This window comes from Mycobacterium sp. WUMAC-067 (assembly GCF_020217485.1).
Classification (GTDB): Bacteria; Actinomycetota; Actinomycetes; order Mycobacteriales; family Mycobacteriaceae; genus Mycobacterium.
Genome location: NZ_JAEKMI010000004.1, coordinates 194,657 through 217,510 on the forward strand (window position 1 = coordinate 194,657; position 22,854 = coordinate 217,510).

General features: G+C 70.2%; 14 protein-coding genes and 1 pseudogene (1 of these 15 running past the window's edge). 8 read left to right on the forward strand and 7 right to left on the reverse strand.

The genetic code is table 11. The annotated features are described in order from the left end of the window. From JF781_RS04415 to JF781_RS04435, 5 genes are all read left to right on the forward strand, one after another. On the forward strand, window positions 1–8,075 hold the end of the coding sequence (locus JF781_RS04415; protein WP_225341145.1) for a non-ribosomal peptide synthase/polyketide synthase. The gene continues 23,227 nt to the left of window position 1, outside the view; the window shows 8,075 of its 31,302 coding nt (coding positions 23,228–31,302); its start codon lies beyond the left edge, outside the window; the stop codon is at window positions 8,073–8,075. Between the two features lie 95 nt (window positions 8,076–8,170). After that, window positions 8,171–9,976 carry an N-acetylglutaminylglutamine amidotransferase gene (locus tag JF781_RS04420; protein ID WP_225328534.1) on the forward strand — a complete coding sequence of 602 codons (1,806 nt, stop codon included), beginning with the start codon at window positions 8,171–8,173 and terminating at the stop codon, window positions 9,974–9,976. After that, complete coding sequence (gene ngg, locus JF781_RS04425) at window positions 9,973–11,763, forward strand: N-acetylglutaminylglutamine synthetase (protein WP_225328535.1); 1,791 nt, start codon at window positions 9,973–9,975, stop codon at window positions 11,761–11,763. Before JF781_RS04420 ends, ngg begins: the two co-directional genes overlap by 4 nt. A gap of 82 nt (window positions 11,764–11,845) precedes the next feature. Beyond that, complete coding sequence (locus JF781_RS04430) at window positions 11,846–12,643, forward strand: GAF domain-containing protein (RefSeq protein ID WP_225328536.1); 798 nt, start codon at window positions 11,846–11,848, stop codon at window positions 12,641–12,643. Window positions 12,644–12,650: 7 nt separating this feature from the next. Beyond that, window positions 12,651–14,141, forward strand: coding sequence for an MFS transporter (locus JF781_RS04435; protein ID WP_225328537.1), 1,491 nt, complete (start codon window positions 12,651–12,653; stop codon window positions 14,139–14,141). A 13-nt stretch (window positions 14,142–14,154) separates the two neighbouring features. On the opposite strand, the gene JF781_RS04440 is transcribed toward JF781_RS04435, so the two are convergent. From JF781_RS04440 to JF781_RS04465, 6 genes are all read right to left on the reverse strand, one after another. Then, on the reverse strand, window positions 14,155–15,675 hold the full coding sequence (locus JF781_RS04440; protein WP_225341146.1) for a serine/threonine-protein kinase: 1,521 nt from the start codon (window positions 15,673–15,675) through the stop codon (window positions 14,155–14,157). An 89-nt stretch (window positions 15,676–15,764) separates the two neighbouring features. Continuing rightward, window positions 15,765–16,106 (reverse strand): hypothetical protein, encoded by a 342-nt coding sequence (locus JF781_RS04445; protein WP_225328716.1) that lies wholly within the window; start codon window positions 16,104–16,106, stop codon window positions 15,765–15,767. A gap of 111 nt (window positions 16,107–16,217) precedes the next feature. Further along, a complete protein-coding gene (locus JF781_RS04450; protein ID WP_225328717.1) occupies window positions 16,218–16,931 on the reverse strand; it encodes a pyrimidine reductase family protein in 714 nt (237 codons plus the stop codon). Between the two features lie 2 nt (window positions 16,932–16,933). After that, window positions 16,934–17,443 (reverse strand): flavin reductase family protein, encoded by a 510-nt coding sequence (locus JF781_RS04455; protein WP_225328718.1) that lies wholly within the window; start codon window positions 17,441–17,443, stop codon window positions 16,934–16,936. 4 nt (window positions 17,444–17,447) lie between these two features. Further along, window positions 17,448–18,761, reverse strand: coding sequence for an APC family permease (locus JF781_RS04460; protein ID WP_225328719.1), 1,314 nt, complete (start codon window positions 18,759–18,761; stop codon window positions 17,448–17,450). Further along, on the reverse strand, window positions 18,758–19,882 hold the full coding sequence (locus JF781_RS04465; protein WP_225328720.1) for an FAD-dependent oxidoreductase: 1,125 nt from the start codon (window positions 19,880–19,882) through the stop codon (window positions 18,758–18,760). Before JF781_RS04465 ends, JF781_RS04460 begins: the two co-directional genes overlap by 4 nt. Window positions 19,883–19,949: 67 nt before the next feature. Here JF781_RS04465 and JF781_RS04470 point away from each other — a divergent pair. Further along, window positions 19,950–20,772, forward strand: a pseudogene (locus tag JF781_RS04470) (hypothetical protein). Here JF781_RS04470 and JF781_RS04475 read toward each other — a convergent pair. Next, window positions 20,765–21,685, reverse strand: coding sequence for a TIGR03619 family F420-dependent LLM class oxidoreductase (locus tag JF781_RS04475; RefSeq protein WP_225328772.1), 921 nt, complete (start codon window positions 21,683–21,685; stop codon window positions 20,765–20,767). The pseudogene JF781_RS04470 and the gene JF781_RS04475 overlap by 8 nt on opposite strands. Window positions 21,686–21,746: 61 nt before the next feature. Between JF781_RS04475 and JF781_RS04480 the strand changes: the two genes are divergently transcribed. Together JF781_RS04480 and JF781_RS04485 are read left to right on the forward strand one after the other, a co-directional pair. Beyond that, complete coding sequence (locus tag JF781_RS04480) at window positions 21,747–22,436, forward strand: PadR family transcriptional regulator (RefSeq protein WP_225328721.1); 690 nt, start codon at window positions 21,747–21,749, stop codon at window positions 22,434–22,436. Between the two features lie 159 nt (window positions 22,437–22,595). Beyond that, a partial coding sequence (locus JF781_RS04485) for a DUF222 domain-containing protein (RefSeq protein WP_225341147.1) occupies window positions 22,596–22,854 on the forward strand: 259 nt, incomplete at its 3' end.

Here is a 22,854-nt window from a genome sequence, read left to right on the forward strand (position 1 = left end):
TCCCGTTGCGCGCTTCGCTTTTCCGCGTCGCCGAGGACGAACACGTGCTGGTGGCCGTGGTGCACCACATCGCCGCGGACGGCTGGTCGCTGCGCCCGCTGGTGCGTGACCTGGGCGTGGCGTACACCAGCCGGTGCGCCGGGCGGGCCCCCGACTGGGAGCCGCTGCCGGTGCAATACGTCGACTACACCCTGTGGCAGCGCGACCAGTTCGGCGAGCTCGCCGACAGCGGCAGCCGCATCGCCGCGCAGCTCGCCTACTGGCAGGAGGCGCTGGCCGGCATGCCCGAGCGGCTGCAGTTGCCCACCGACCGGCCCTACCCGCAGATCGCCGATCAGCGCGGGGCGGCCGTCGAGGTGGACTGGCCGGCGGACCTGCAGCAGCAGGTCGCCGGGCTGGCCCGCGAGTACAACTCCACCAGCTTCATGGTGGTGCAGGCCGCCCTGGCGGTGCTGCTGTCCAAGATCAGCGCCAGCACCGACGTGGCCGTCGGCTTCCCGATCGCCGGGCGGCGCGACCCCGCGCTCGACGAGCTGGTCGGCTTCTTCGTCAACACCCTGGTGCTCCGCGTCGACCTGGCCGGCGATCCCAGCTTCACCGACCTGCTGGCCCGGGTGCGCACCCGCAGCCTCGAGGCTTTCGAGCACCAAGACGTGCCGTTCGAGGTGCTGGTCGAACGGCTCAACCCGGTGCGCAGCCTGAGCCATCACCCGCTGGTGCAGGTGATGCTGGCCTGGCAGAACTTCGCCGGCCAGGACGGCGACCCCGGGGCCGGCCTGGCCCTCGGCGACGTGCGGGTCAGCTCGATCCCGCTGGACACCCAGGTGGCCCGCATGGACCTGGTGTTCTCGCTGGCCGAACGCTGGGCCGAGGGCGACGAGCCCGCCGGGATCGGCGGGCGGGTCGAGTTCCGCACCGACGTGTTCGACGCCGACAGCATCCGGGGGTTGATCGGGCGGCTCGAGCGGGTCCTGACGGCGATGACCGCCGATCCCACCCGCCCGATTTCGTCGGTGGACCTGCTCGACGCGGCTGAGCACGCCCGCCTCGACGCCCTCGGCAACCGCGCGGCCCTGACCGCCCCCGCGACCACGGACGCGTCGGTTCCGGCGCTGTTCGCCGAGCAGGCGGCGCGCACCCCCGACGCGATGGCACTGAGCGACCAGGGCCGCTCGTGGACCTACCGCGAGCTCGATGAGGCCGCCAACCGCGTGGCGCACCGGCTGGCCGGCTTCGGCGTGGGCCCCGGCGAGCGGGTGGCCCTGTTGTTCGGCCGCTCGGCCGACGCGATCATCGCGATCCTGGCGGTGCTCAAGGCCGGCGCCGCGTACCTGCCGATCGACCCCGGGCTGCCGGCCGAGCGGATCGGGTTCATGCTCTCCGACGCCGCGCCGATGGCCGCGATCAGCACCGGCGATCTGGCCGCGCGGCTGCGCGGGCATCACGTCGTCGTCCTCGACATGAACGACCCCGCGATCGACGCCCAGCCCGCCACCGCGCTGCCGGCGCCGAGCGCGGACGACATCGCCTACCTGATCTACACGTCGGGCACCACCGGTGTGCCCAAAGGCGTTGCGGTGAGCCACCGTAACGTCGCCCAGCTCCTGGCATCCGGGGACTCGGGCCTGCCGCGCAGCGGCGTGTGGTCGCAGTGGCACTCGCTGGCCTTCGACGTCTCGGTCTGGGAGATCTTCGGCGCGCTGCTGCATGGCGGGCGGCTCGTGGTCATCCCCGACTCGGTGGTGCGGTCCCCGCAGGACTTCCACGCGCTGCTGGTCGACGAACAGGTCGACGTCATCAGTCAGACGCCGTCGGCGGCGGGCGTCCTGTCGCCCGAGGGGCTCGAATCGGCGACCCTGGTGGTCGCCGGGGAGGCCTGCCCGACGGAGCTGGTGGACCGGTGGGCGCCGGGCCGGGCGATGATCAACGCCTACGGCCCCACGGAGGCGACGGTGTACGCGGCGGTCAGCGCGCCGCTCAAGTCCGGATCGAACGTCGTTCCCATCGGATCCCCGGTGCCCGGCGCGGGCCTGTTCGTGCTGGACGAATCCCTGCGCCCGGTGCCGCGAGGCGTCGTCGGGGAGCTCTACGTGGCCGGCGCCGGCGTGGCCTGCGGCTACTGGCGCCGGGCCGGCCTGACGGCGTCGCGGTTTGTGGCCTGCCCCTTCGGGGCGCGCGGATCGCGCATGTATCGGACCGGGGACCTGGTGTGCTGGGGCACTTCAGGATCGGGCGACGGCCAGCTGCAGTACCTCGGCCGCGCCGACGAGCAGGTCAAGATCCGCGGCTACCGCATCGAGCTCGGCGAGGTGCGTTCGGCCCTGGCCGCCCTCGACGGGGTGGACCAGGCCGCCGTCATTGCGCGCGAGGACCGTCCCGGCGACAAGCGCCTGGTCGGCTACGTCACCGGGGGCGCCGACCCGGCCGAGCTCCGCGCCCGGCTGAGCGATCACCTGCCGGCGTACATGGTCCCGGCGGCCGTCGTGTCGCTCGACGCGCTGCCGCTGACCCCCAACGGCAAGCTCGACGCGCGGGCCCTGCCGTCACCCGAATACACCGACGCCGATCGCTATCGCGCGCCCGAGACCCCGGTCGAGGAGACCCTAGCCGGCATCTACGCCCAGGTCCTGGGCGTCGAGCGGGTCGGGGCCGACGACTCCTTCTTCGACCTCGGCGGGGACAGCATCTCCTCGATGCAGGTGGTGACCCGGGCCCGGGCCGCCGGCCTGGCGGTGCGGACCCGCGACATCTTCACCGAGCAGACCGTGGCCCGGCTGGCGCGGGTGGCCGTCGCGGCCGACGGCGGGGACGGCGTGGTCGACGAGGGCACCGGAGCGATCACCGCCACCCCGATCATCCGCTGGCTGCGCAGCCTGGAAAGGGCAGGCGGCCCGGTCGACCAGTTCAACCAGACGATGGTGCTGCAGGCGCCCGCCGGGGTCACCGAGGCCGACGTGGTGACCGTGTTGCAGGCTCTGCTGGATCGGCACGCCATGCTGCGGCTGCGCGTCGACGAGGACGCCGGCGAGTGGTCGCTCCAGGTGCCCGAGCCGGGTTCGGTGGACGCCGCCCAGCGGGTGCTCTCGGTGGACGAACTGTCCGACGCGGCGGTCATCGAGGCGCGATCGCGGCTGAACCCGGCCGCCGGGGTGATGCTCAGCGCGCTCTGGGTCACCCCCACCCGCCGGCTGGTGCTGATCGTTCACCACCTGGCCGTCGACGGGGTCTCCTGGCGCGTCCTGCTGGAAGACCTCAACATCGCCTGGGGCCAGCACCATCACGGGCAGCCGGTGGCGCTGCCCGCGGGCGGCACCTCGTTCGCCCGCTGGGCCGCGCTGCTGGCCGAACACGCGCAGGCGCCCGCGGTCGTCGGACGGGCCGACGCCTGGCGGCGGGTGGCGGCGACCCCGCCCGCGCTGCCGGCCGTGCGCCCCGGCCTGGACACCTACGAGACCGCCGAGAACCTGTCCGTGACGCTGGACGCCGAGACCACCCGCACGCTGCTCGGCGCTGCGCCGGCCGCCTTCCACGCCGGGGTCAACGACATCCTGCTCGTCGGCTTCGCCCTGGCCTGGGCCGAGTTCCTCGGCAACGCGGGGGCCCCGATCGGCATCGACGTCGAGGGCCACGGCCGCCACGAGGACCTGGCCGCCGGCGTGGACCTGTCGCGGACCGTGGGCTGGTTCACCACCAAATACCCGGTGGCCCTCAACGTGGGCGGCCTGTCCTGGGCGGACGTCGTGGCCGGCGCGCCGATCCTGGGCGGGCTGCTCAAAGACGCCAAGGAGCAGCTGCGCGCCCTGCCCGACCCGCTGACCTACGGGTTGCTGCGCTACCTCAACGACGACGTCAACCTGGACGGCTCCGACCCGACGATCGGGTTCAACTACCTCGGCCGGCTCGGCGGAGCAGCGGCCGAGCTCACCGACGAGCTGTGGCGGGTCAGCCGGGACGGTTCGTCGGCCACCGCCGCCAGCACCGCGGTGCCCATGCCGCTGATGCACACCGTGGACCTCAACGCCGGCACCATGGACACCGAGGACGGCCCCCAGCTACACGCCACCTGGACGTGGGCGCCCTCCGCGCTCGACCGCGAGCAGGTGGCCCGGTTGAGCACGCTGTGGTTCGAGGCGCTGGCCGGCATCTGCGCGCACGTGCGCGACGGCGGCGGCGGATTGACCCCGACGGACGTCTTGCCGGCCCGGCTGGACCAGCCGCAGATCGACCAGCTCGAGCGGCGCCACCGGATCGCCGACATCCTGCCGCTGACCCCGTTGCAGGAGGGGCTGCTCTTCCACGCCAACACCACCCGCGGTGACGACCACCTCTACGTGGTCCAGCTGGACCTCAGCCTGGCCGGTCCGATCGAGCGCGACCGGCTGCGCGACGCGATGCACACGGTCATCGGCCGGCACCCGCACCTCGTCGCCCGGTTCTGCGACCAGTTCGACGAGCCGGTGCAGATCATCCCCGCCGACCCGGCGATGGCCTGGCGCTACCTCGAGGTCGCGGCCAACGGATCCGAGCCCGAGGAGCGGATCCAACGCCTGTGCGCGGCCGAACGCGAAGCCGTCTACGACCTGGCCGACGAGCCCGCCGTGCGTGCGGTGCTGATCCGCGCGGCGCACAACCGGCACCGGCTGGTGCTCACCATCCATCACATCGTGCTCGACGGCTGGTCGGTCCCGATCCTGCTGAACGAGACGTTCGCCTGCTACACCGGGCAGCGCCTCCCCGCGGCCCCGCCCTACCGCAGGTTCGTGAGCTGGCTGGCCGAGCGCGACCTCGACGCCGCGCGCGCGGCCTGGGCCGGGGTGCTCGCCGGCTTCGACACCCCGACGCTCGTCGGGCCGCCGCAACAGCTCGTGCCCGGCGCCCGCGGCGTCCAGTCGTTCGCGGTCTCCGCCGAGATCACCGCCGCGCTCAGCGAGCTGGCCCGCTCCAGCCGCACCACCGTCAGCACCGTGCTCCACGCCGCGTGGGCGCAGCTGCTGTCGTGGCTGACCGGCCAGCACGACGTCGCCTTCGGCACCACCGTCTCCGGCAGGCCCGCCGAGGTGCCCGGCGCCGACTCGATGGTCGGCCTGATGATCAACACCGTCCCGGTGCGCGCGCGCATCACGGCGGCGACCACGACGGCCGACCTGCTCGCCCAGCTGCAAAGCGCGCACACCGAGACGCTCGATCACCAGCACCTCGCGCTGAGCGAGATCCACCGAATCACCGGTCAGGACAAGCTGTTCGACACCCTGTTCGCCTACGAGAACTACCCGCTGGACACCTCGGCGATGGCCGTCGACCACGAACTGGGCATCACCGACGTCAACATGTTCGAGCGCAACCACTACCCGTTGACGATGCAGGCCGCGCTGTCCGGCGAGGAACTCGGCCTTCGGGTCGAATACGACGCCGACGTCTTCGACGCGCAGACCATCGCGGCGGTGAGCGAGCGGCTCGAGCGGCTGCTGGTCGCGATGACCGCCGATCCGGCCCGGCCGCTCTCGTCGGTGGACCTGCTCGACGCGTCCGAACACGCGCGCCTCGACGAGGTCGGCAACCGGGCGGTCTTGGGCCGGGCGCCACTCGAATTCCCGTCGATTCCGGCGTTGTTCGACGCGCACGTCGCCCGGACGCCGGACGCGGTGGCGGTCCGCTGGGGCGACCTGTCGATGACCTACCGCGAACTCGACGACGCCGCCACCCGGCTGGCGCACCTGCTGACCGGCCATGGCGCGGGCCCGGGACAGGCTGTGGCGCTGCTGTTTTCACGCTCGCCGCAGGCGATCGTCGCGATCCTGGCGGTGCTCAAGACCGGAGCGGCGTACCTGCCGATCGACCCGGCGGCACCCGCCACCCGGATCAGGTTCATGCTCGAGGATTCCGCGCCGGTCGCGGCCGTCACCACCACGGGCCTGCGCTCGCGGCTGGACGGGTGCGACGTCACCGTCATCGACATCGAGGACGCACAGACCGACACCGCAGTGGGCACGCCGTTGCCGGCGCCCCCGCCCGACGGCGTCGCCTACATCATCTACACCTCGGGCACCACCGGAGTCCCCAAAGGCGTTGCGGTGACTCATCGCAACGTGACGCAGCTGCTGGAGACGCTGGACGCGGGCCTGCCGCGCGCCGGCGTGTGGACGCAAAGCCACTCGTACGCGTTCGACGTCTCGGTGTGGGAGATCTTCGGCGCGCTGCTGCGCGGCGGGCGGGTGGTGGTCGTGCCCGAGTCGGTGGCGCGCTCCCCGCACGACTTCCACGATCTGCTGGCCGCCGAACGGGTCAGCGTGCTGACCCAGACCCCGTCCGCGGTGGCGATGCTGTCCCACGAGGGCCTCGACTCGGTGTCGCTGGTGATGGCCGGCGAGGCCTGCCCGCCCGAGGTGGTGGACCGCTGGGCGCCGGGGCGGGTGATGGTCAACGCCTACGGCCCGACCGAGACGACGATGTGCGTGGCGATCAGCGCGCCCCTGACGGCGGGATCCGGGACGCCACCGATCGGTTCGCCGGTGGACGGCGCGGCACTGTTCGTGCTCGACGCGTGGTTGCGTCCGGTGCCCGCGGGCGTCGTGGGGGAGCTGTACGTCGCCGGTGACGGGGTCGCCGCGGGATATGTCGGCCGGTCCGGGCTGACCGCGTCGCGGTTCGTGGCCTGCCCGTTCGGGGCGCCCGGGTCGCGCATGTATCGCACCGGGGACCTGGTGTGCTGGGGAACGGACGGGCAGCTGCAATACCTGGGCCGCGCCGACGAGCAGGTCAAGATCCGCGGCTACCGCATCGAGCTCGGCGAAGTCCAGACCGCGCTGGCCGCGCTGGATGACGTCGACCAGGCGGTGGTGATCGCCCGCGAGGACCGCGCCGGCGACAAACGCCTGGTGGGTTACATCACCGGAACCGCCGACCCCGGCGAGGCGCGCACCGCGCTGGCCCAACGCCTGCCGGGCTACATGGTGCCCGCGGCCGTGGTCGGGCTCGACGCGATGCCGTTGACACCCAACGGCAAACTCGATGCCCGCGCCCTGCCCGCGCCGGAGTACACCGGCAGCGGGTACCGGGCCCCGTCGAGCGCCCTCGAGGAGGCGCTGGCCGCGGCCTACGCCCACGTGCTCGGCGTGGAGCGGGTCGGGGTCGACGACTCGTTCTTCGACCTGGGCGGCGACAGCATCTCCGCGATGCGCCTGATCGCTGCGATCAACACCGGGCTGGGCGCCGAGCTGCGGGTGCGGACGCTGTTCGACGCGCCCACGGTGAGGGCGTTGAGTCAGCGACTGCGCACGCCCGCGACGGACGCCGAAGAGGTGGTCCCGGTGCAGACCCTGAAGCAGGGGGCCGGCGGTGTTCCGCTGTTCTGCGTGCACCCCGCCGGCGGGGTGAGCTGGCCGTATCAGGTTCTCGGAAACCACCTCGACTGCCCGATCGTCGGGATTCAGCAGCTCCCGCGCAACGGCGACGCCGGCCCGCGGTCGATCCGGGCGATGGCGCAGACCTACGCCGACCGGATCCAGGACGCCTATCCCGGCGGGCCCTACAACATCCTGGGCTGGTCGTTCGGTGGGGTCGTGGCGCACGAGATCGCCATCGAGCTGCAGCGGCGCGGATGCGAGATCGGGTGCCTGATCCTGCTCGACGCCCAACCCAACCTCGACGGCGGCGCCGCCCTGGGCGAGCACGCCCTGGGCGAGCAGCGGGTGCTCGAAGAAGTGTTGCGGGCCAACAACATTGACCGCGGCAATGAAGACGGACAGGGCGCAGATGGCCGGCCGCGCAGCAAACCGCTCTTCGAGCTGCTGCTGGGGAACCTCAACGACAACATCGAGCTCTATCGCCGCCACGAGCCCGGGCGCTTCGAGGGGGAGGTCACCGTGTTTTCCGCGGCCCGCGACGGCGGCGATCGCGGCGCGCAGCTGTCGCGATCGTGGGCGCCCTACGCGTCCGGCGACATCCGGGTGCACCCGATCGACTGCACGCACCACGAGATGCTGACCGCCGAATCGGTCGCGATGTACGGCGAACGACTCCGCCACCTTCTCCGCGCGGCGGTGCGAGCCACCTCACACTCGCGCCGATCGCGGTGATCACCACGCGTTGATCATGGGCGTTGATGGGCCGTTGCAGCGCTTTTGGCGGACGTCACGCGCGCGTCGAATCGGGCCCCGGTAGGGTCGAAGAGGTGTGCGGAGTCACCGGGGAGGTACGACTCGACGGGCGGGCGCCCGAGGTAGCGGCGGTCTCAGCGATGGCCGCCGTGCTGACGCCGAGGGGCCCGGATAGTGGCGGCGCCTGGTCACAGGGCCGGGTCGCGCTCGGTCATCGTCGCCTCAAGATCATCGACCTGACCGAGGCCGGCTCGCAGCCGATGGTCGACTCCGAGCTGGGTCTGTCCATCGCCTGGAACGGCTGCATCTACAACTACAAGGAACTGCGCAGCGAACTCAGCGGGTACGGCTACCGCTTCTTCTCGCACAGCGACACCGAAGTTCTGATCAAGGCCTACCACCGGTGGGGCGACGACTTCGTCAGCCACCTGTTCGGCATGTTTGCCTTCGCCATCGTCGAGCGCGACAGCGGGCGGGTGCTGCTCGGGCGCGACCGGCTCGGCATCAAACCCCTCTACCTGACCGAGGACAGCCACCGGGTCCGGTTCGCGTCGACCCTGCCGGCCCTGCTGGCCGGCGGCGGCGTGGACACCCGCATCGACCCCGTCGCCCTGCACCACTACATGAGCTTCCACTCGGTGGTGCCCGCCCCGGCGACCATCCTGCGCGGGGTGCGCAAGGTGCCGCCCGCCTCGCTGGTCGCGATTGAGCCCGACGGCAGGCGCACCGTCACCACGTACTGGGCGCCCGATTTCACCCGGCACGCCGACCGCGCGGACTGGTCGGAGCGCGACTGGGAAGACGCCGTGCTGTCCACGCTGCGCCTGGCGGTGAAGCGCCGCCTGGTCGCCGACGTGCCGGTCGGCTGCCTGCTGTCCGGCGGTGTCGACTCCAGCCTGATCGTGGGCCTGCTCGCCGAAGCCGGCCAGCATGGGCTGTCCACCTTCTCGATCGGCTTCGAGTCGGCCGGCGGCGTCAAGGGCGACGAGTTCCAGTACTCCGACATCGTGGCCCAGCGCTTCGAGACCGACCACCACCAGATCCGCATCGAGACCGACCGGATGCTGCCCGCCCTCGACGGGGCCATCGGCGCGATGAGCGAGCCGATGGTCAGCCACGACTGCGTCGCCTTCTACCTGCTCAGTCAGGAAGTGGCGCGCCACGTGAAGGTCGTGCAGTCCGGCCAGGGCGCCGACGAGGTGTTCGCCGGCTACCACTGGTACCCGCCGATGGGCTCACCGGCCGCCGCGTCGCTGCAGGGTGCGGTCGCCGAGTACCGCGGCGCCTTCTTCGACCGTGATTCGGCCGAGCTGGCGGGCCTGCTGGGACCAGGCATCATGGCGCCCGGCGACCCCAGCGGCCGGTTTGTCACCGAGCACTTCGCTCAGGCCGGCGCCGAGACGGGCGTCGATCGCGCGTTGCGGCTCGACACCACCGTCATGCTGATCGACGACCCGGTCAAGCGGGTCGACAACATGACGATGGCGTGGGGGCTGGAGGGCCGGGTTCCGTTCCTCGACCACGAGTTGGTGGAACTGGCCGCCACCTGCCCGCCGGAGTTGAAGATCGCGCACGAGGGCAAGGGCGTCCTGAAACAGGCTGCGCGGCGGGTCGTTCCGTCAGAGGTCATCGACCGGCCGAAGGGCTATTTCCCGGTTCCGGCGCTGACCCATCTCGAAGGGCCCTACCTCGACATGGTGCGCGACGCCCTCTACGCGCCGGTTGCCAAGGAGCGCGGCCTGTTTCGCGCGGAAGCGGTCGACAGCCTGCTGGAGAATCCCAATGGCAAGCTGACCCCGCTGCGCGGTAACGAGCTCTGGCAGATCGCCCTTCTCGAGCTGTGGTTGCAGCGGCACGGCGTCACGGGGCCGGTTGCATGACCGTGGTCGATCCATCCGGCGACCACACCGAAGCGATCACGCTCGGCCTGCACGACGCCTCGCCGCCGGAGCTGGTCGATGCGATGGCCAAGGATGTCGAGCTCGAATTAGGTTGGGGCCGACTCATTTTCGGCCAGACCTTCGCCGACTCCCAGCACCTGGTCGAGGCGCTGCGGCGCGAAGGGCCCGGGCGGCGCGACATCTGCATCTACGCCCGCGAATCCCACGTCGTGGTCGCCGAGGCGCCGACCGAGCTGTTCATCGATCCCAGCCACACCTACCGGCTGCGCTTCACCGGCAAGAAGAAGACCTCGCCGCCGGCGCCGCTGGGCGTGACGGTGCGCACGCTCAACGATCCGATCGACGCCGACGCTATGAACCGCGTGTACGTGCGCTGCGGAATGGTCCCGGCCGGGGTCGACGTGATCTGGGACAACCATCAGCATGTGCCGGCGGTGAAGTACCTGCTGGCGGTGCGCGACGAGGACGGCGCCGTCGTGGGCACCGTCACCGGGGTTGATCACGAGTTGCTGTTCAACGACCCGGAGGAAGGGTCGAGCCTGTGGACGCTGGCCGTCGATCCGGCCGCGGGGCTCCCGGGCGTCGGCGCGGCCCTCACCCGGGCCCTGGCCGAGCACTTCCGCGACGCGGGCCGCGCCTACATGGATCTGTCGGTGGCGCACGACAACGCCGCCGCCATCGGCCTGTACGAGAAGTTGGGTTTCCGCCGCGTCCCGGTGCTGGCGATCAAGCGCAAGAACGCGATCAACGAGCCGTTGTTCAGCCCGCCGCCGGAGACGGTCGACGACCTCAACCCCTACGCCCGCATCATCGCCGACGAGGCGCTGCGCCGCGGGATCTGGGTCGAGGTGCTCGACGCCGAGACCGGCGAGATGCGGCTCACCCACGGCGGCCGCAGCGTCATCACCCGCGAATCGCTGTCCGAATACACCTCGGCGGTGGCGATGTGCCGCTGCGACGACAAGCGGTTGACCCGGCGCCTGGTCTCCGAGGCCGGGATCACCGTGCCGCGCGCCCGCCTGGCCACCTTCGACGAGAGCGACTTCGCCTTCCTCAAGGAGGTCGGCGAGGTCGTCGTCAAACCGACGCGGGGTGAGCAGGGCAAGGGCATCACGGTCGGGGTCGTCGCCGACAACGGGCCCGACGATCTGTCCGCCGCGCTCGCGCGCGCCCGCAAGCAATACCCGGACGTGCTCATCGAGCAGCGGGTGGCCGGCGACGACCTTCGGCTCGTGGTGATCGACGGCCGCGTCGTCGCCGCCGCGCTGCGCATGCCCCCGGAGATCATCGGCACGGGGGAGCACAGCGTGCGGGACTTGATCGCGGCCGAAAGCCGGCGCCGTTCGGCGGCCACCGGGGGCGAGTCCCGCATCCCGCTCGATGACCTCACGGAATCGACCGTCGCCGAAGCCGGTTGGGAGCTCGACGATGTGCTGCCCCAGGGCACCCGCCTTCGGGTGCGTCGCACCGCGAACCTGCATCAGGGCGGCACCATCCACGACGTCACCGCGCAGGTGAACAGCGAATTGTGCCGGGTCGCGGTGACCGCGGCCGACGCGATCGGCATCCCGGTGACCGGCATCGACCTGCTGGTGCCCGACGTCACCGGCGCCGACTACGCGTTCATCGAAGCCAACGAACGACCGGGGCTGGCCAACCACGAACCTCAGCCCACCGCAGCGGCTTTCATCGATTTCCTCTTCCCCGGCCACCCCGGGCAGCCGCAGGCCTGGACGCCCGAGGAGTCCCGCTCCGATCGTGGCTGACGCCGCGCCTGCGGTGCCGGTCCGATATCCGGTCGGCCCATTGCCACCCGAAAACGCCGACCCGCGAGAGGAGCCACCGACCATGACCGGTGCAAAGACTCGGCCCGACGGCACTGCCGCTGATGTGGAATCGCAGCGCCTGGCCGCGGTCCGCCGCTTCGCGATCCTCGACACTCCACGAGACGGAGTCTTCGATCGTGTCGCGGCGATTGCGGCCCGCATGTTCAACGCACCGTTCGCCTCCGTGACGATCGTGGATGAGGACCGCATCTGGTTCAAGGCCATTGAGGGTTTGCCGGAGGAGACCACGCAGATCGGCCGAGATCCGGGTCTGTGCGCGTCGGCGATCCTGCAGGACGAGCCGTATGTGATTCCGGATACCCTGCGCGACCCCAAGGCTCTCGATAATCCGCTGGTGCGCGGCGAGTTGGGGATCCGATTTTATGCGGCCGCACCGATCATCACCCCGGACGGGCACCGCCTGGGCACGGTCAACGTGCTCGACACCCACCCGGGCCAGGTCACCCCCAAGCAAACTGCTGGCCTCCAACTGCTGGCCGGGGTGGTGATGGAGCAACTCGAGTTGTGGCTGGCAACCCAGCAGACGGTGCGCAATCAGGAAGCCAGCGTTCAAGCCGTTCTGAGTTCTCGAGCCGACACCGACCGGGCCGTCGGCATGATCATGCACGCGCAACACTGCGATTCGGCCACCGCCTGGAACGTCCTACGGGACCTTTCGCAACGTACGAACATCAAAGTTCACACCATCGCCGAGATCATGGGGCGCTACGTTTGTGGCGGCGATGAGATGCCCCTGGACCGCGAGCAGGACCGGCTCATGCTCGGTGACCTGCTGTACCCCGACGACGAAAACGACTGAGACGCCCATGAGTGCGAGCGCGCAAACGAAGTCCATCGCGACGCAGGTGCCCGCCCGGCTGGACCGGCTGCCGTGGTCACGGTTTCATTGGCGCGTCGTGGTCGGCCTGGGCGGGGTGTGGGTGCTCGACGGGCTCGAGGTCACCATGGTCGGCAACGTCTCGGCGCGGCTGATGGAGCACAACAGCGGCATCGCGCTGAACCCCGCGCAGATCGGCATGGCGGCCGCGATCTACATCGCCGGGGCGTGTTCGGGGGCGTTGTTCTTCGGTCACCTCACCGACCGGTTCGGGCGACGAAACCTGTTCATCCTCACCCTCGCGATCTATTTGGTCGCCACCGTGGCGACCGCGTTCGCGTTCGCCCCCTGGTATTTCTTCTTGACCCGCTTCTTCACCGGCTCCGGCATCGGCGGCGAATACGCCGCCATCAACTCGGCCATCGACGAGTTGATCCCGGCGCGGGTGCGCGGCCGTGTCGACCTGGTGATCAACGGAACCTATTGGCTGGGTTCGGCCGCCGGCGCCGGCGGCGCGCTGATCCTGTTGAACACCGCGAACTTTCCGCCCAACCTCGGGTGGCGGCTCGCCTTCGGCATCGGCGCGATCCTCGGTATCTTCGTCCTGCTCGTGCGGCGCAACGTCCCGGAAAGCCCGCGCTGGCTGTTCATTCACGGCCGCGAGGAGGAAGCCGAGCGCATCGTCGGCGAGATCGAAGACGAGGTTCAGCGGGAGACGGGCGAAGCGCTGCCCGAACCGCAGGGCAAGCCGCTGCGGATACGTCAGCGCAAGGCGATTTCGTTCCGGGAGATCGCCGGGGTGGCCTTCAAGCTCTACCCGCGGCGCGCGGTGCTCGGGCTGGCGCTGTTCATCGGGCAGGCGTTCCTCTACAACGGCGTCACGTTCAACCTAGGCACGCTGCTCAGCCAGTTCTACGCCGTGCCGTCGGGCATGGTGCCGGTGTTCTTCGTGTTGTGGGCCCTCAGCAATTTCGCCGGCCCGCTGGTGCTCGGGCACCTGTTCGACACCGTCGGCCGCAAACCGATGATCACGCTGACCTACATCGGTTCCGGTGTCGCGGTGGTGGTGCTGGCGTTGGTGTTCGTCACCCAGGCCGGCGGCGTCTGGGCCTTCATCGGGGTGCTGATCGTTGCGTTCTTCCTGGCCTCGGCGGGTGCCAGCGCGGCGTACCTGACGGTCAGCGAGATCTTCCCGATGGAGACGCGGGCGCTGGCGATCGCGTTCTTCTACGCGATGGGGACGGCGATCGGCGGCATCACCGGCCCGTTGCTGTTCGGTCAGCTCATCAACTCGGGGCATCGCAACGAGGTCGTCTGGTCGTTCTTGATCGGAGCGCTGGTGATGGCGGCGGCCGGGGTGGTCGAACTGTGGCTCGGCGTCGCCGCCGAGCGGCGCCCGCTGGAAGAGCTGGCGTTGCCGTTGACTGTGGAAGACGCCGAAGACGCCGAAAGCCAAGAGGATTCGGCGCTACCGGACTGACGGTCCGGATGGATCAGCCGTACGCGTCCCACCACGTGTGCAGGTCTTCGACGGTGGCCGGGTCGCCGGTCACGTCGCTGAGCATGAGCCTCGCGTCGTTGGACCAGATCACGTTCGGGTGGTTGTTGTAGCTGCCGCACGCGATCAGGCCGGCCATGTCGTTCGGGGTTTCGTCGTAGTGCCAGCCGACCGGTGAGCGTCCCTCGCCCGGGCAGTTCACCAGGCTGACGTTGCCGATGTCGTCGTCGAACGCCTTCTTCAGCCGGTCGGGCGTCCCGAACAGCCCGTAGGTGGCGCGGCTCGGGCCGCCGGGCTGGGTGTTCTGCCCGCAGGTGACCATGGCCACCGCGTGCGTCCAGACGCTGCCCGACTCTGGGGTGGCGGGCGTGCACGTTCCGGGCAGGTAGCCCGGCGGCAGCAGACTGATCAGGCGGGCCTGGTCACCGCTTCCGGCGGCGGTGCTCGGCGGCGCGGTTTTCCCGATGCCGGCCCGGTGCGAGGGCTCGCTGGTCGGCTTCAGCACGAGCCAGACGCCGACGGCGCAGATGGCGGCGGCGACGACGGCCGCGGCGGCCGCTGCGGCCAGGATCGGCCGCCGGGAGCGCGTGCGCGGCGGGCCCGCCGGGCTGATCGCCGGGGCGTCGCCGCGCTGCAGAATCGTCTCGGCGCGCTCTCGTTCGGGACTGCTCAGCGCGGTGTGCGCGGCGGCCGCCAGGGCACCGGCGGAGGGGTAGCGCTCGCTCGGTTCCTTGGCCATTCCACCCGCGATCACCGTGTCGAATGCCGGGCTCACGCCGTGCGCGCTGGGTTGGGGGATGGGCGCCGTCAGGTGGGCGTTGACCAGCGCGCCGGTGCTGTCGGCGCCGTAGGGCGGCGTCCCCGTCAGGGCTTCGTACAGCACGCAGGCCAGTGCGTACACGTCGGCGCGGGAGGTCACATCGTTTGATGCAGGGTCGCTTGCAGCGTCGCTCGAAAAGCGTTCGGGCGCCATGTATTTCAAGGTCCCCACCGCGGTGCCCAGCTGGGTGAGTTTCTCGTCGGTCTTGGCGCTGGCGATGCCGAAGTCGACGAGATAGGCGAAGTCATCGCCGGTGATCAGGATGTTCTGCGGTTTGACGTCGCGGTGTGTGACCCCGGCGGTGTGCGCGGCGTCGAGTGCCGACGCGACCTGGTGGATGATGGCCACCGCGCGCGGCGCGGCCAGCGGTCCTTCCCGTTCCAGCAGGCGGTCGAGGTCGACGCCCTCGATGAGGCGCATCTCCAAGTACAGCTGCCCATCGATTTCGCCGTAGTCGTGAACGGGCACCACGTGCGGTTCCAGCAGCCTGCCGGTGATGCGGGCCTCGCGCTCCAGGCGCTTGCGGAACACCGGATCCTGACTGAACGTGTGCGACATCAGCTTCAGCGCCACGGTCCACTGTTTGACGGTGTGCTCGGCCTCGTAGACCTCGCCCATCCCGCCGCGGCCGAGCAATCGCTTCAGGCGGTAGGGCCCGAACATCGTCCCCGACCGCGAGCCCTGCGCGTCGCCCATCGCTGACTCCAATCAAGACCGGCGGGTGGGCCGTCGATCTCACCGCAGGAAAAGTACAGCATCCGCGCGGGCGGGGGCGTGGGACGCGACTAACGGACGTCGTCGTCACCGGCGGCGCGGTCGGTGAGCCCTTCGCGAGACAGCGCCCGGACGAATCCGTAGGCCTGCATGCCGGCCGGGCCGGGATTGTCGAAAATCCACGCGTTGATCTTTTCCAGCGCGTTGGCCAGGTCGTCGCGCTTGACCCGGACCAGGTATGTCCTGCGGTCGTCGTCCGGGTCCTCGAGGGACTCGGCGACCGCGACGGGATTCCTGAACGCGTACGCAATCCCGTGCACGGCATCGTGGTTCAGCGCCCATTGAATTTCGCTGGGGCGCAATCGATTCACCGCCAGATTTCGATAGTCATGCTCGTGGTCGGAACTGCTCACCTGGCCGGTGATCCTTTTCTGTGTGCAGCGCGCGGGAGGCGACAAGCCGGGCATTCTCATCATAGGAAGGGAAGCCGCCCGCTGCATGTCGAGCGCTTTTGCGCACCGGTGTCAGCGGCTGTACTTCAGGAACAGGTAGTCCTCGCAGACCAACGCGTGCGCCAGGCGCATCGTGACCGGCGCGGTCAACCGCGCCGGGTGCACGCGGTAACCCACCGGCTGGCTCGCGGCGAGTCGGGGAGCGAGCGTGACGCACAGTTCGGTCACGACGTCGGCCTCCACCAGCTCGTCGAGCAGGGTCGGCCCACCCTCGCACAGGATGCGGTGCATGCCGTGCTCACGCAGCATCGCGACGGCGCGGGCCACGTCCACGGTGTCCTCACCAGCGACCAGCAGGCGCAGGCGGTCGTCATTGTCGAGGCGCGCCGCGGTTCGCGCGCAGGTCACCAGGATCGGTGGTTGTTCCGGATTGCTGAACAGCCGGGCGGGCAGTTCGCCGCTGCGGCTGACGACCGCGATCGGCGGGGGCGCGAACCGGCCCTCGTGGTGCCGCCTGGCCCGCGCCGCGTCGGTCAGCTTCACCGGGCCATAGTTTTCGGCGCGGGCGGTGCCGGCTCCGACCAGGACGACGTCGGTAAGCCCGCGCAGGATTCGTAACAGCCGTTGATCGGTGGGACACGACAGCGGGCCGGCGCGCCCGCCGAACGCGGCGGCTCCGTCGGCGCTGAAGATCATGTTGGCGCGCAGGCCATCCGGGGGATCGGCGTAGAAGGGCGCGAGTTCGACGATGCTGGGGACGATGCTGACCCGGGGAGTCTGGTCCACCCTCACGCCTCGTGGCCGGGTTCGAGTTGGCGGACGTCGCCGAACGACACCCAGCTTTCCAGCTCCCGTGGCGCGCTGCCGCCGACCGGTGCCAGCAGGTGCCCGACGTGGTCGCCCAGCGGGAAGCGTTCCAGGATCTCGCCGACGAACCATGCGGCCGCGTCATCGAGGATGGGCATCCCGTCGGGGCCCGAGTGCCAGGAGCAGCGGTCGAACTTGTCGATCTTGTCACTGGTCTGGCTGCCGAAGAGCTCGACGACGTCGAGGTGGTCGTGATCGAAGACGTGCACGGCCAGGTGGGTGGCGTCGCGGGCCGTGCGGAACGTGTGGTTGCGCCGCGACAGGCCGACCAGAAATCGGGGCGGATGAATGCTGGCCTGGCTGGCGAACCCCACCAGGCAGCCGGCCGGGGTGCCATTGGCCTGCGTGGTGACGACGAACATCGGATAGTTCAGCACCGCCACCAGCTTGTCGAATGCCTCGGTCTCCGGGTCGGTTTCGGGGTCGGCCATCCGGTCAGTCTTCCCCGTCAGACCCCGGGGGAATCGTGTTCCCGCGATTTGCGCCGCGACGCAACATCATTGGGGAGACGATCCGCCGGATCGCGTAGGCGGCGACACCGATGCCCAACACCGTCACACCGGACAGCACCGACCACCGTGGCGTTGCGAAAGCCAGCACCACGCATCCGAGCAGGCCGACCACCGGGACGACCCGGGGCGGGCGGCCCTCATCGCGCCCGAGGGTGAGCGCGGAGGCGTTGGCGATGGCGTAGTAGATCAGCACGGCGAACGAGGAGAAGCCGATGGCGTCGCGAAGGTCGGTGGTGGCCGCCAGGACCGCGACGACGACGCCGATCAGCAGTTCCGCGCGGTGGGGCACGCGAAACCGCGGGTGCACGGCGGCCAGCGCGTGGGGGAGATGGCGATCTCGCGCCATGGCCAAGGTGGTGCGCGAGACGCCGAGGATCAGCGCCAGCAGCGAACCCACCGCGGCGACCGCGGCCCCCGCCTGGACGAGGGGAACCAGCCGGGCCGCGCCCGCCGCGCGGGCCGTTTCGACCAGCGGGGCGGCGCTCTGGGCCAGGCGGGCCGGCCCCAGCACGGACAGCGCCGCGACCGCCACCAGGGCGTAGACGGCCAGGGCGATGGTCAGCGCCAGCGGTATCGCTCGCGGAATGGTGCGGGCCGGGTCGCGCACCTCCTCGCCCAGCGTCGCGATGCGCGCATACCCGGCAAAGGCGAAAAACAGCAGCCCCGCGGCTTGCACCACACCGCCGACGGTCGCGCCGGCCAGGCGGAACGGATCGATGTCGGCCCTTCCCGAGCTGAACGCGGCGACGATCACCGCCGCCAGCACGCCCAGCACCAGAGCGACGATGAAGCGGGTCAGCCAGGCCGACTTCCGCACTCCGGCGTAGTTGACCGCGGTGAGCGCGACCACCACCGCGACGGCCACCGCATGCGCCTGCGCGGGCCAGACGTAGGCGCCGACGGTCAGGGCCATCGCCGCGCACGAGGCGGTCTTGCCGACGACGAAGCCCCAACCCGCCAGGTATCCCCAGAAATCGCCCAGCCGCTGTCGCCCGTAGACATAGGTGCCGCCCGACGCGGGATAGCGCGCCGCGAGCCGCGCGGAGGAAGTGGCGTTGCAGTAGGCCACCACCGCCGCGAGCGCCAGGCCCAGCAGCAGTCCCGAACCGGCGGCGCGCGCCGCGGGACCCAGCGCGGCGAAAATCCCGGCGCCCATCATCGACCCCAGCCCGATCACCACCGCGTCGACGACCCCGAGGCTTCGGCGAAGCTCGTCGTCGCCGGATGGAGCGCTCACCCGAGTGGGTCGTTCTGGCGCACTCCGCGATACATGCCCCAGCGGACGAACCACGGCATCACCACGCGTTCGACGGACCAGGACGGGAAGCGGAAGGCGTGGCCGGTGGGCAGGAAGACCTCCAGCCCGTTGGGCTGGATGCCGACCAACGAACCCCATCGCCGCGTCGGCGCGCGGTAGGTGCGCAGCGGGCGGCCGGCGAACTCCGCGAGGAGGTTTCGCGCCACCAGGGCGTCGCCGCGGTTGCGGGCGGAGCTGCGCAGGGGGTCGGTGGCCGCGACGTCGCCGAGCGCGAAGACGCGCCGCTGTCCGGGCACCCGCAGCTCCGGTGTGACGCGCACGAACCCGAACTCGTCGAGCAACTCCGGTGGCAGCCAATCGGTGTTGGGCCGCACCCGCCCGATCGCCCACAGCACGGCGTCCGCGTTGGCCGGGGGTTGTCCGGTGCTCCAGCGCACCGGTTCGTCGGTGAGTTCGTCGCCCACGAAGCCTTCGCCGAGCACCGCGCGGTGGCCCGGATGCACGCCGACGCCCAGCTCGCCCAGTCGGGTGCGGATCCGCTGCCACGTCCGCGGGTGATACTCCTGAAGCGCGGACGCGCCGGGGAAGTACAGGTCGATCCGCTTGTCCGGCCAGGTGGTCGCCATGTTGAGGGCGCTGCTGACCGCCGCCGCGCCGCCGCCCACCACGATCACCGACGCGGCGGCGGCGAGCCGGTCGTGCGCCGCGCGCAACTCGGCGCCGATCTCGGCGGCGGTCTGCAGTGTCGGCCGGCGCCAGAACCCATTGCTGACCCCGGTCGAGATGACCAGCGCGTCGTAGGCCTCGGTGATGGTCGCGCCGTCGTCGCCTCGGCCGAACACGGTCTGGGCCTCCAGGTCCACTCCGGTCAGCGTCGCCTGCACCGTGCGGACGCGGTCCAGGCGACGGAACCGGTCGAACGGGATCCAGTAATCGCGGGCCCAGTCGTGCGGGCGGGAGAGCCGGACGCCGAGTTCCTGGCCGCTCACCAGCGCGGGTTTGGCCGAGATCCCGACGACGTCGGCGTGCCGGGACAGCCGGATCGCAGCGAGGACGCCCGCGTCCCCGAGTCCCGCGACGACGACGCGCTTTCGGTTCATGGGGCTATCCTGCCGTGCGTACGGTGCGGACGAACGTCGACGATCCGATTGCGAGGAGGCCACGTCATTGGACGCCCTTCTGCGCGCCCTCGTGCGAGCCTCGGCCCCCCCGTCCCGCCGCGGCACAGCGCGCCGCCATGGACTTCGCGAAGGACCTCGTCCCGGCGGTCGTCGCCGAGGTCCGGTGGGCGTTCACCCCGCCGCGCACCTGGCTGATGGGTGTGGTGGCCAACGTGGTCATCGCCGCCGCCTGGCTGGTGGTGCAGCCGCTGACCCCGGTGGGCCGGCACCACGATTGGGTGATCCTGGTTGGCACCTACTTCTCTTCGTGGGTGCTCGCCGACGTCACCACCACCAATTTCCTGGGCGCCGATCATTACCGCATCCTTCGGGGGCTGTCCGCGGGCGTGCCGTTCGGGCGCATCCTGTTGATCAAGAACCTCGCCCTGCTCGCGATCGTCGGGCTGCCGACCATGGCCGCCGCGACGGTGCTGACGTTGTTGCTGGAATCGCCTGCGCGCCTGGCTATTACGGTCCCCACCGTCGCGGTGCCGATCGTGTCGTGGCTGGGCGTGGGGAACCTGATGTCGGTGCTCTACCCGGTCAGTGTCGAGCCGTTGATCCGGCGGTGGCGCCAGCGCGGCGATCTGCGCCGCATGCGCAGCTGGCTTTTGGCGCTGGCGCTGCCGTACGCGTTGTACCACGTCGCCGATCCGATGAACGGTGTGGAGCACCGTGTCTTGTGGCAGCGATTGCCCGCCCTCATCTGGCCGGTGTTCGGCCGGGACACCAAAAGCGTTGTCCACGTCGCCATCGCGGTCAGTGTGTGGATCGCGTGCAGCGTCGCAGCGGTCGGATGGGTGCGCCGGCGCGGGCTGCAGATCAGGTGAGCTGCGGCTTGATCTCTTCGATGACCCACTGCGCGTAGTCGAGGTACTCGTCCACGCCACCGACGGCCGGAACGGGAACCGCGGTCATCGTCACGCCCTGCTCGGCGAGCCAGCCCAGCCGGTCGACGATCTGCGCCGCGCTCATGCCCGGCCGATCGCTGGCGTCGCGCCGGGCGACGTGCCCTTCGCCCACTCGGTTGGTGCCCAACCCGTGCATCACCTCGAAAGGGCGGCCGTCGTAGGAAGGTTGGGCCTTGATGTAGTCCAGCTTTTCGGCGATCTGCTCGGGCTTGGTAAGGAACGGCCACCAACCCGAACCGAAGGCGGCGGCCCTGCGCAACGCGGCGTCGGCGTCGCCGCCGATCCAGATCGGGAGGTGGGGCTTTTGAACGGGTTTCGGCTCGAAGGCGATGTCGGCGAACGACACGTAGCGGCCCTCGAATCGCGGCGCGTCACTGGTCCACAGTTCGACGATGGCCGCCAGGTACTCGTCGGCGATCCGCCCGCGTTCCCCGAACGGCACGCCGACGAGCTCGAACTCCCGCGCCAGCCACCCGACGCCGAACGTGACCATCATCCGGCCGCCACTCATCCAGTCGGCGGTGGCCAACGCTTTGGCCAGCACGATCGGATGTTGCAGCGGCAGGATGGTGATGCAGGAATTGACGACGACCCGTTCGGTGGCGCCGGCGATGAAGGCCTGGGCGACCGTCGAATGCAGGTAGTGCGCCCCGGACAAGTCGACGTGGTCGGTCGGGATGACGAGATGTTCGGGCACCGCGATCATGTCGTAGCCCCACTGGTCGGCGCACCGCATCATGCGCCGCTGTTCGGGGCCGGTGACGGCCGCTTCCCAGGGTTGCGAAATCGCCTTGAGGCGCAGCATGTGCGGAACGGGGAAGGCGAATTTCACGGGCATCCCAGCCAGCGGTCCATGTCCCCCAATCTAGGGTGCGTGTTGTTAACCTGGCCACGTGGACTCCGAAACGGACCCTGCCAGCAAAAAGCCGACGAACGCCGCCTTGGCGGCCACCAGTCGGGCGTTGCTGTGCATGATGTCCTATGAGGAGGAGATCTCCGGCTACGACCTCAAGAAGTGGATCGACTGGAGCGTCGATCTCTACTACTGGAGCCCGTCCTACAGCCAGATCTATACGGAGCTGAAGAAGTTGGAGGGCATGGGGCTGGTCACGTCGCGCGTCGAGCGCGACGAGGGCACCCGCACCCGCCGGCTCTACAAGATCACCGAAGCCGGCATGGCGGCTGCCATCGAGTGGGTCAACGACGCGCCGGTGGACCCGCCGGTGCTCAAACACAGTGTGCTGCTTAGGGTTACGTTCGGTCACCTCACCAATCCGGCTCGGCTCAAGGAACTGCTGCAAGAACATGTGGCGTTCGCCGATGCCCGTCATCGCAAGGCGGTGGAAGACGCCGACGGCGCCGAAGGCGAACCGGCGTGGGCGTATTCGGTGATCGCGTTGCGCTGGGCCGCGAAGTACTACGCCGCCGAGCGTGAGTTCGCCCTGGAGCTCATGAAGGACATCGACGAGGCCGACGCCGTCCTGAAGAAGGCCGAGAAGGGCGGGTTCGGCAAGCCGCGTCCCACGCCGGGGTATTGGCGCGAAATCGAAAAGCAGGTCCAGGCAAAGCGCGACGCCGAGTAGTTGTGGCGGCGGTCGTTTCGCCCTGTGTCGCCGCTCGTTGCGTGCACGCGGGTGCGGTTTCGGATATCGGGAACGTATATTGAATTCCCTTGTGTCACTGTGTTTTCTGTGGTCACAATTCGGGGTTTTCTGTCGGTGGGTCTTCGTAATGTCTGCGGCATGGGTTCGAGTACGCGTGAGGAGATCGTCGAGGCCTTCGACGCGCTCGACGCCGCCCTCGAGGGCGTGGCAGGGCTGAGTTTTGATGCGCTGGCCCCTCGGGAGTGTGTGGCGCTGTTGGAGCGCTGCGAAAGCGTGCGCCGCCGGCTGCCCGTGCCCGAGCATGCGTTGATCAATCACCTGGCCCGCCAGGCCAGCATTCAAGAACTCGGCGCCAAACTCGATCAGGCCATCGCTGACCGGTTGCGGATCAGCCACA

What these genes read in the sequence shown, in the direction of transcription:
- ngg (WP_225328535.1), top strand. Translation starts at nt 9,973, where the DNA reads ATGACCGTGGTCGATCCATCCGGCGACCACACCGAAGCGATCACGCTC.
- JF781_RS04455 (WP_225328718.1), bottom strand. Translation starts at nt 17,443, where the DNA reads ATGGCCGACCCCGAAACCGACCCGGAGACCGAGGCATTCGACAAGCTG.
- JF781_RS04440 (WP_225341146.1), bottom strand. Translation starts at nt 15,675, where the DNA reads ATGGGCGACGCGCAGGGCTCGCGGTCGGGGACGATGTTCGGGCCCTAC.
- JF781_RS04435 (WP_225328537.1), top strand. Translation starts at nt 12,651, where the DNA reads ATGAGTGCGAGCGCGCAAACGAAGTCCATCGCGACGCAGGTGCCCGCC.
- JF781_RS04465 (WP_225328720.1), bottom strand. Translation starts at nt 19,882, where the DNA reads ATGAACCGAAAGCGCGTCGTCGTCGCGGGACTCGGGGACGCGGGCGTC.
- JF781_RS04430 (WP_225328536.1), top strand. Translation starts at nt 11,846, where the DNA reads ATGACCGGTGCAAAGACTCGGCCCGACGGCACTGCCGCTGATGTGGAA.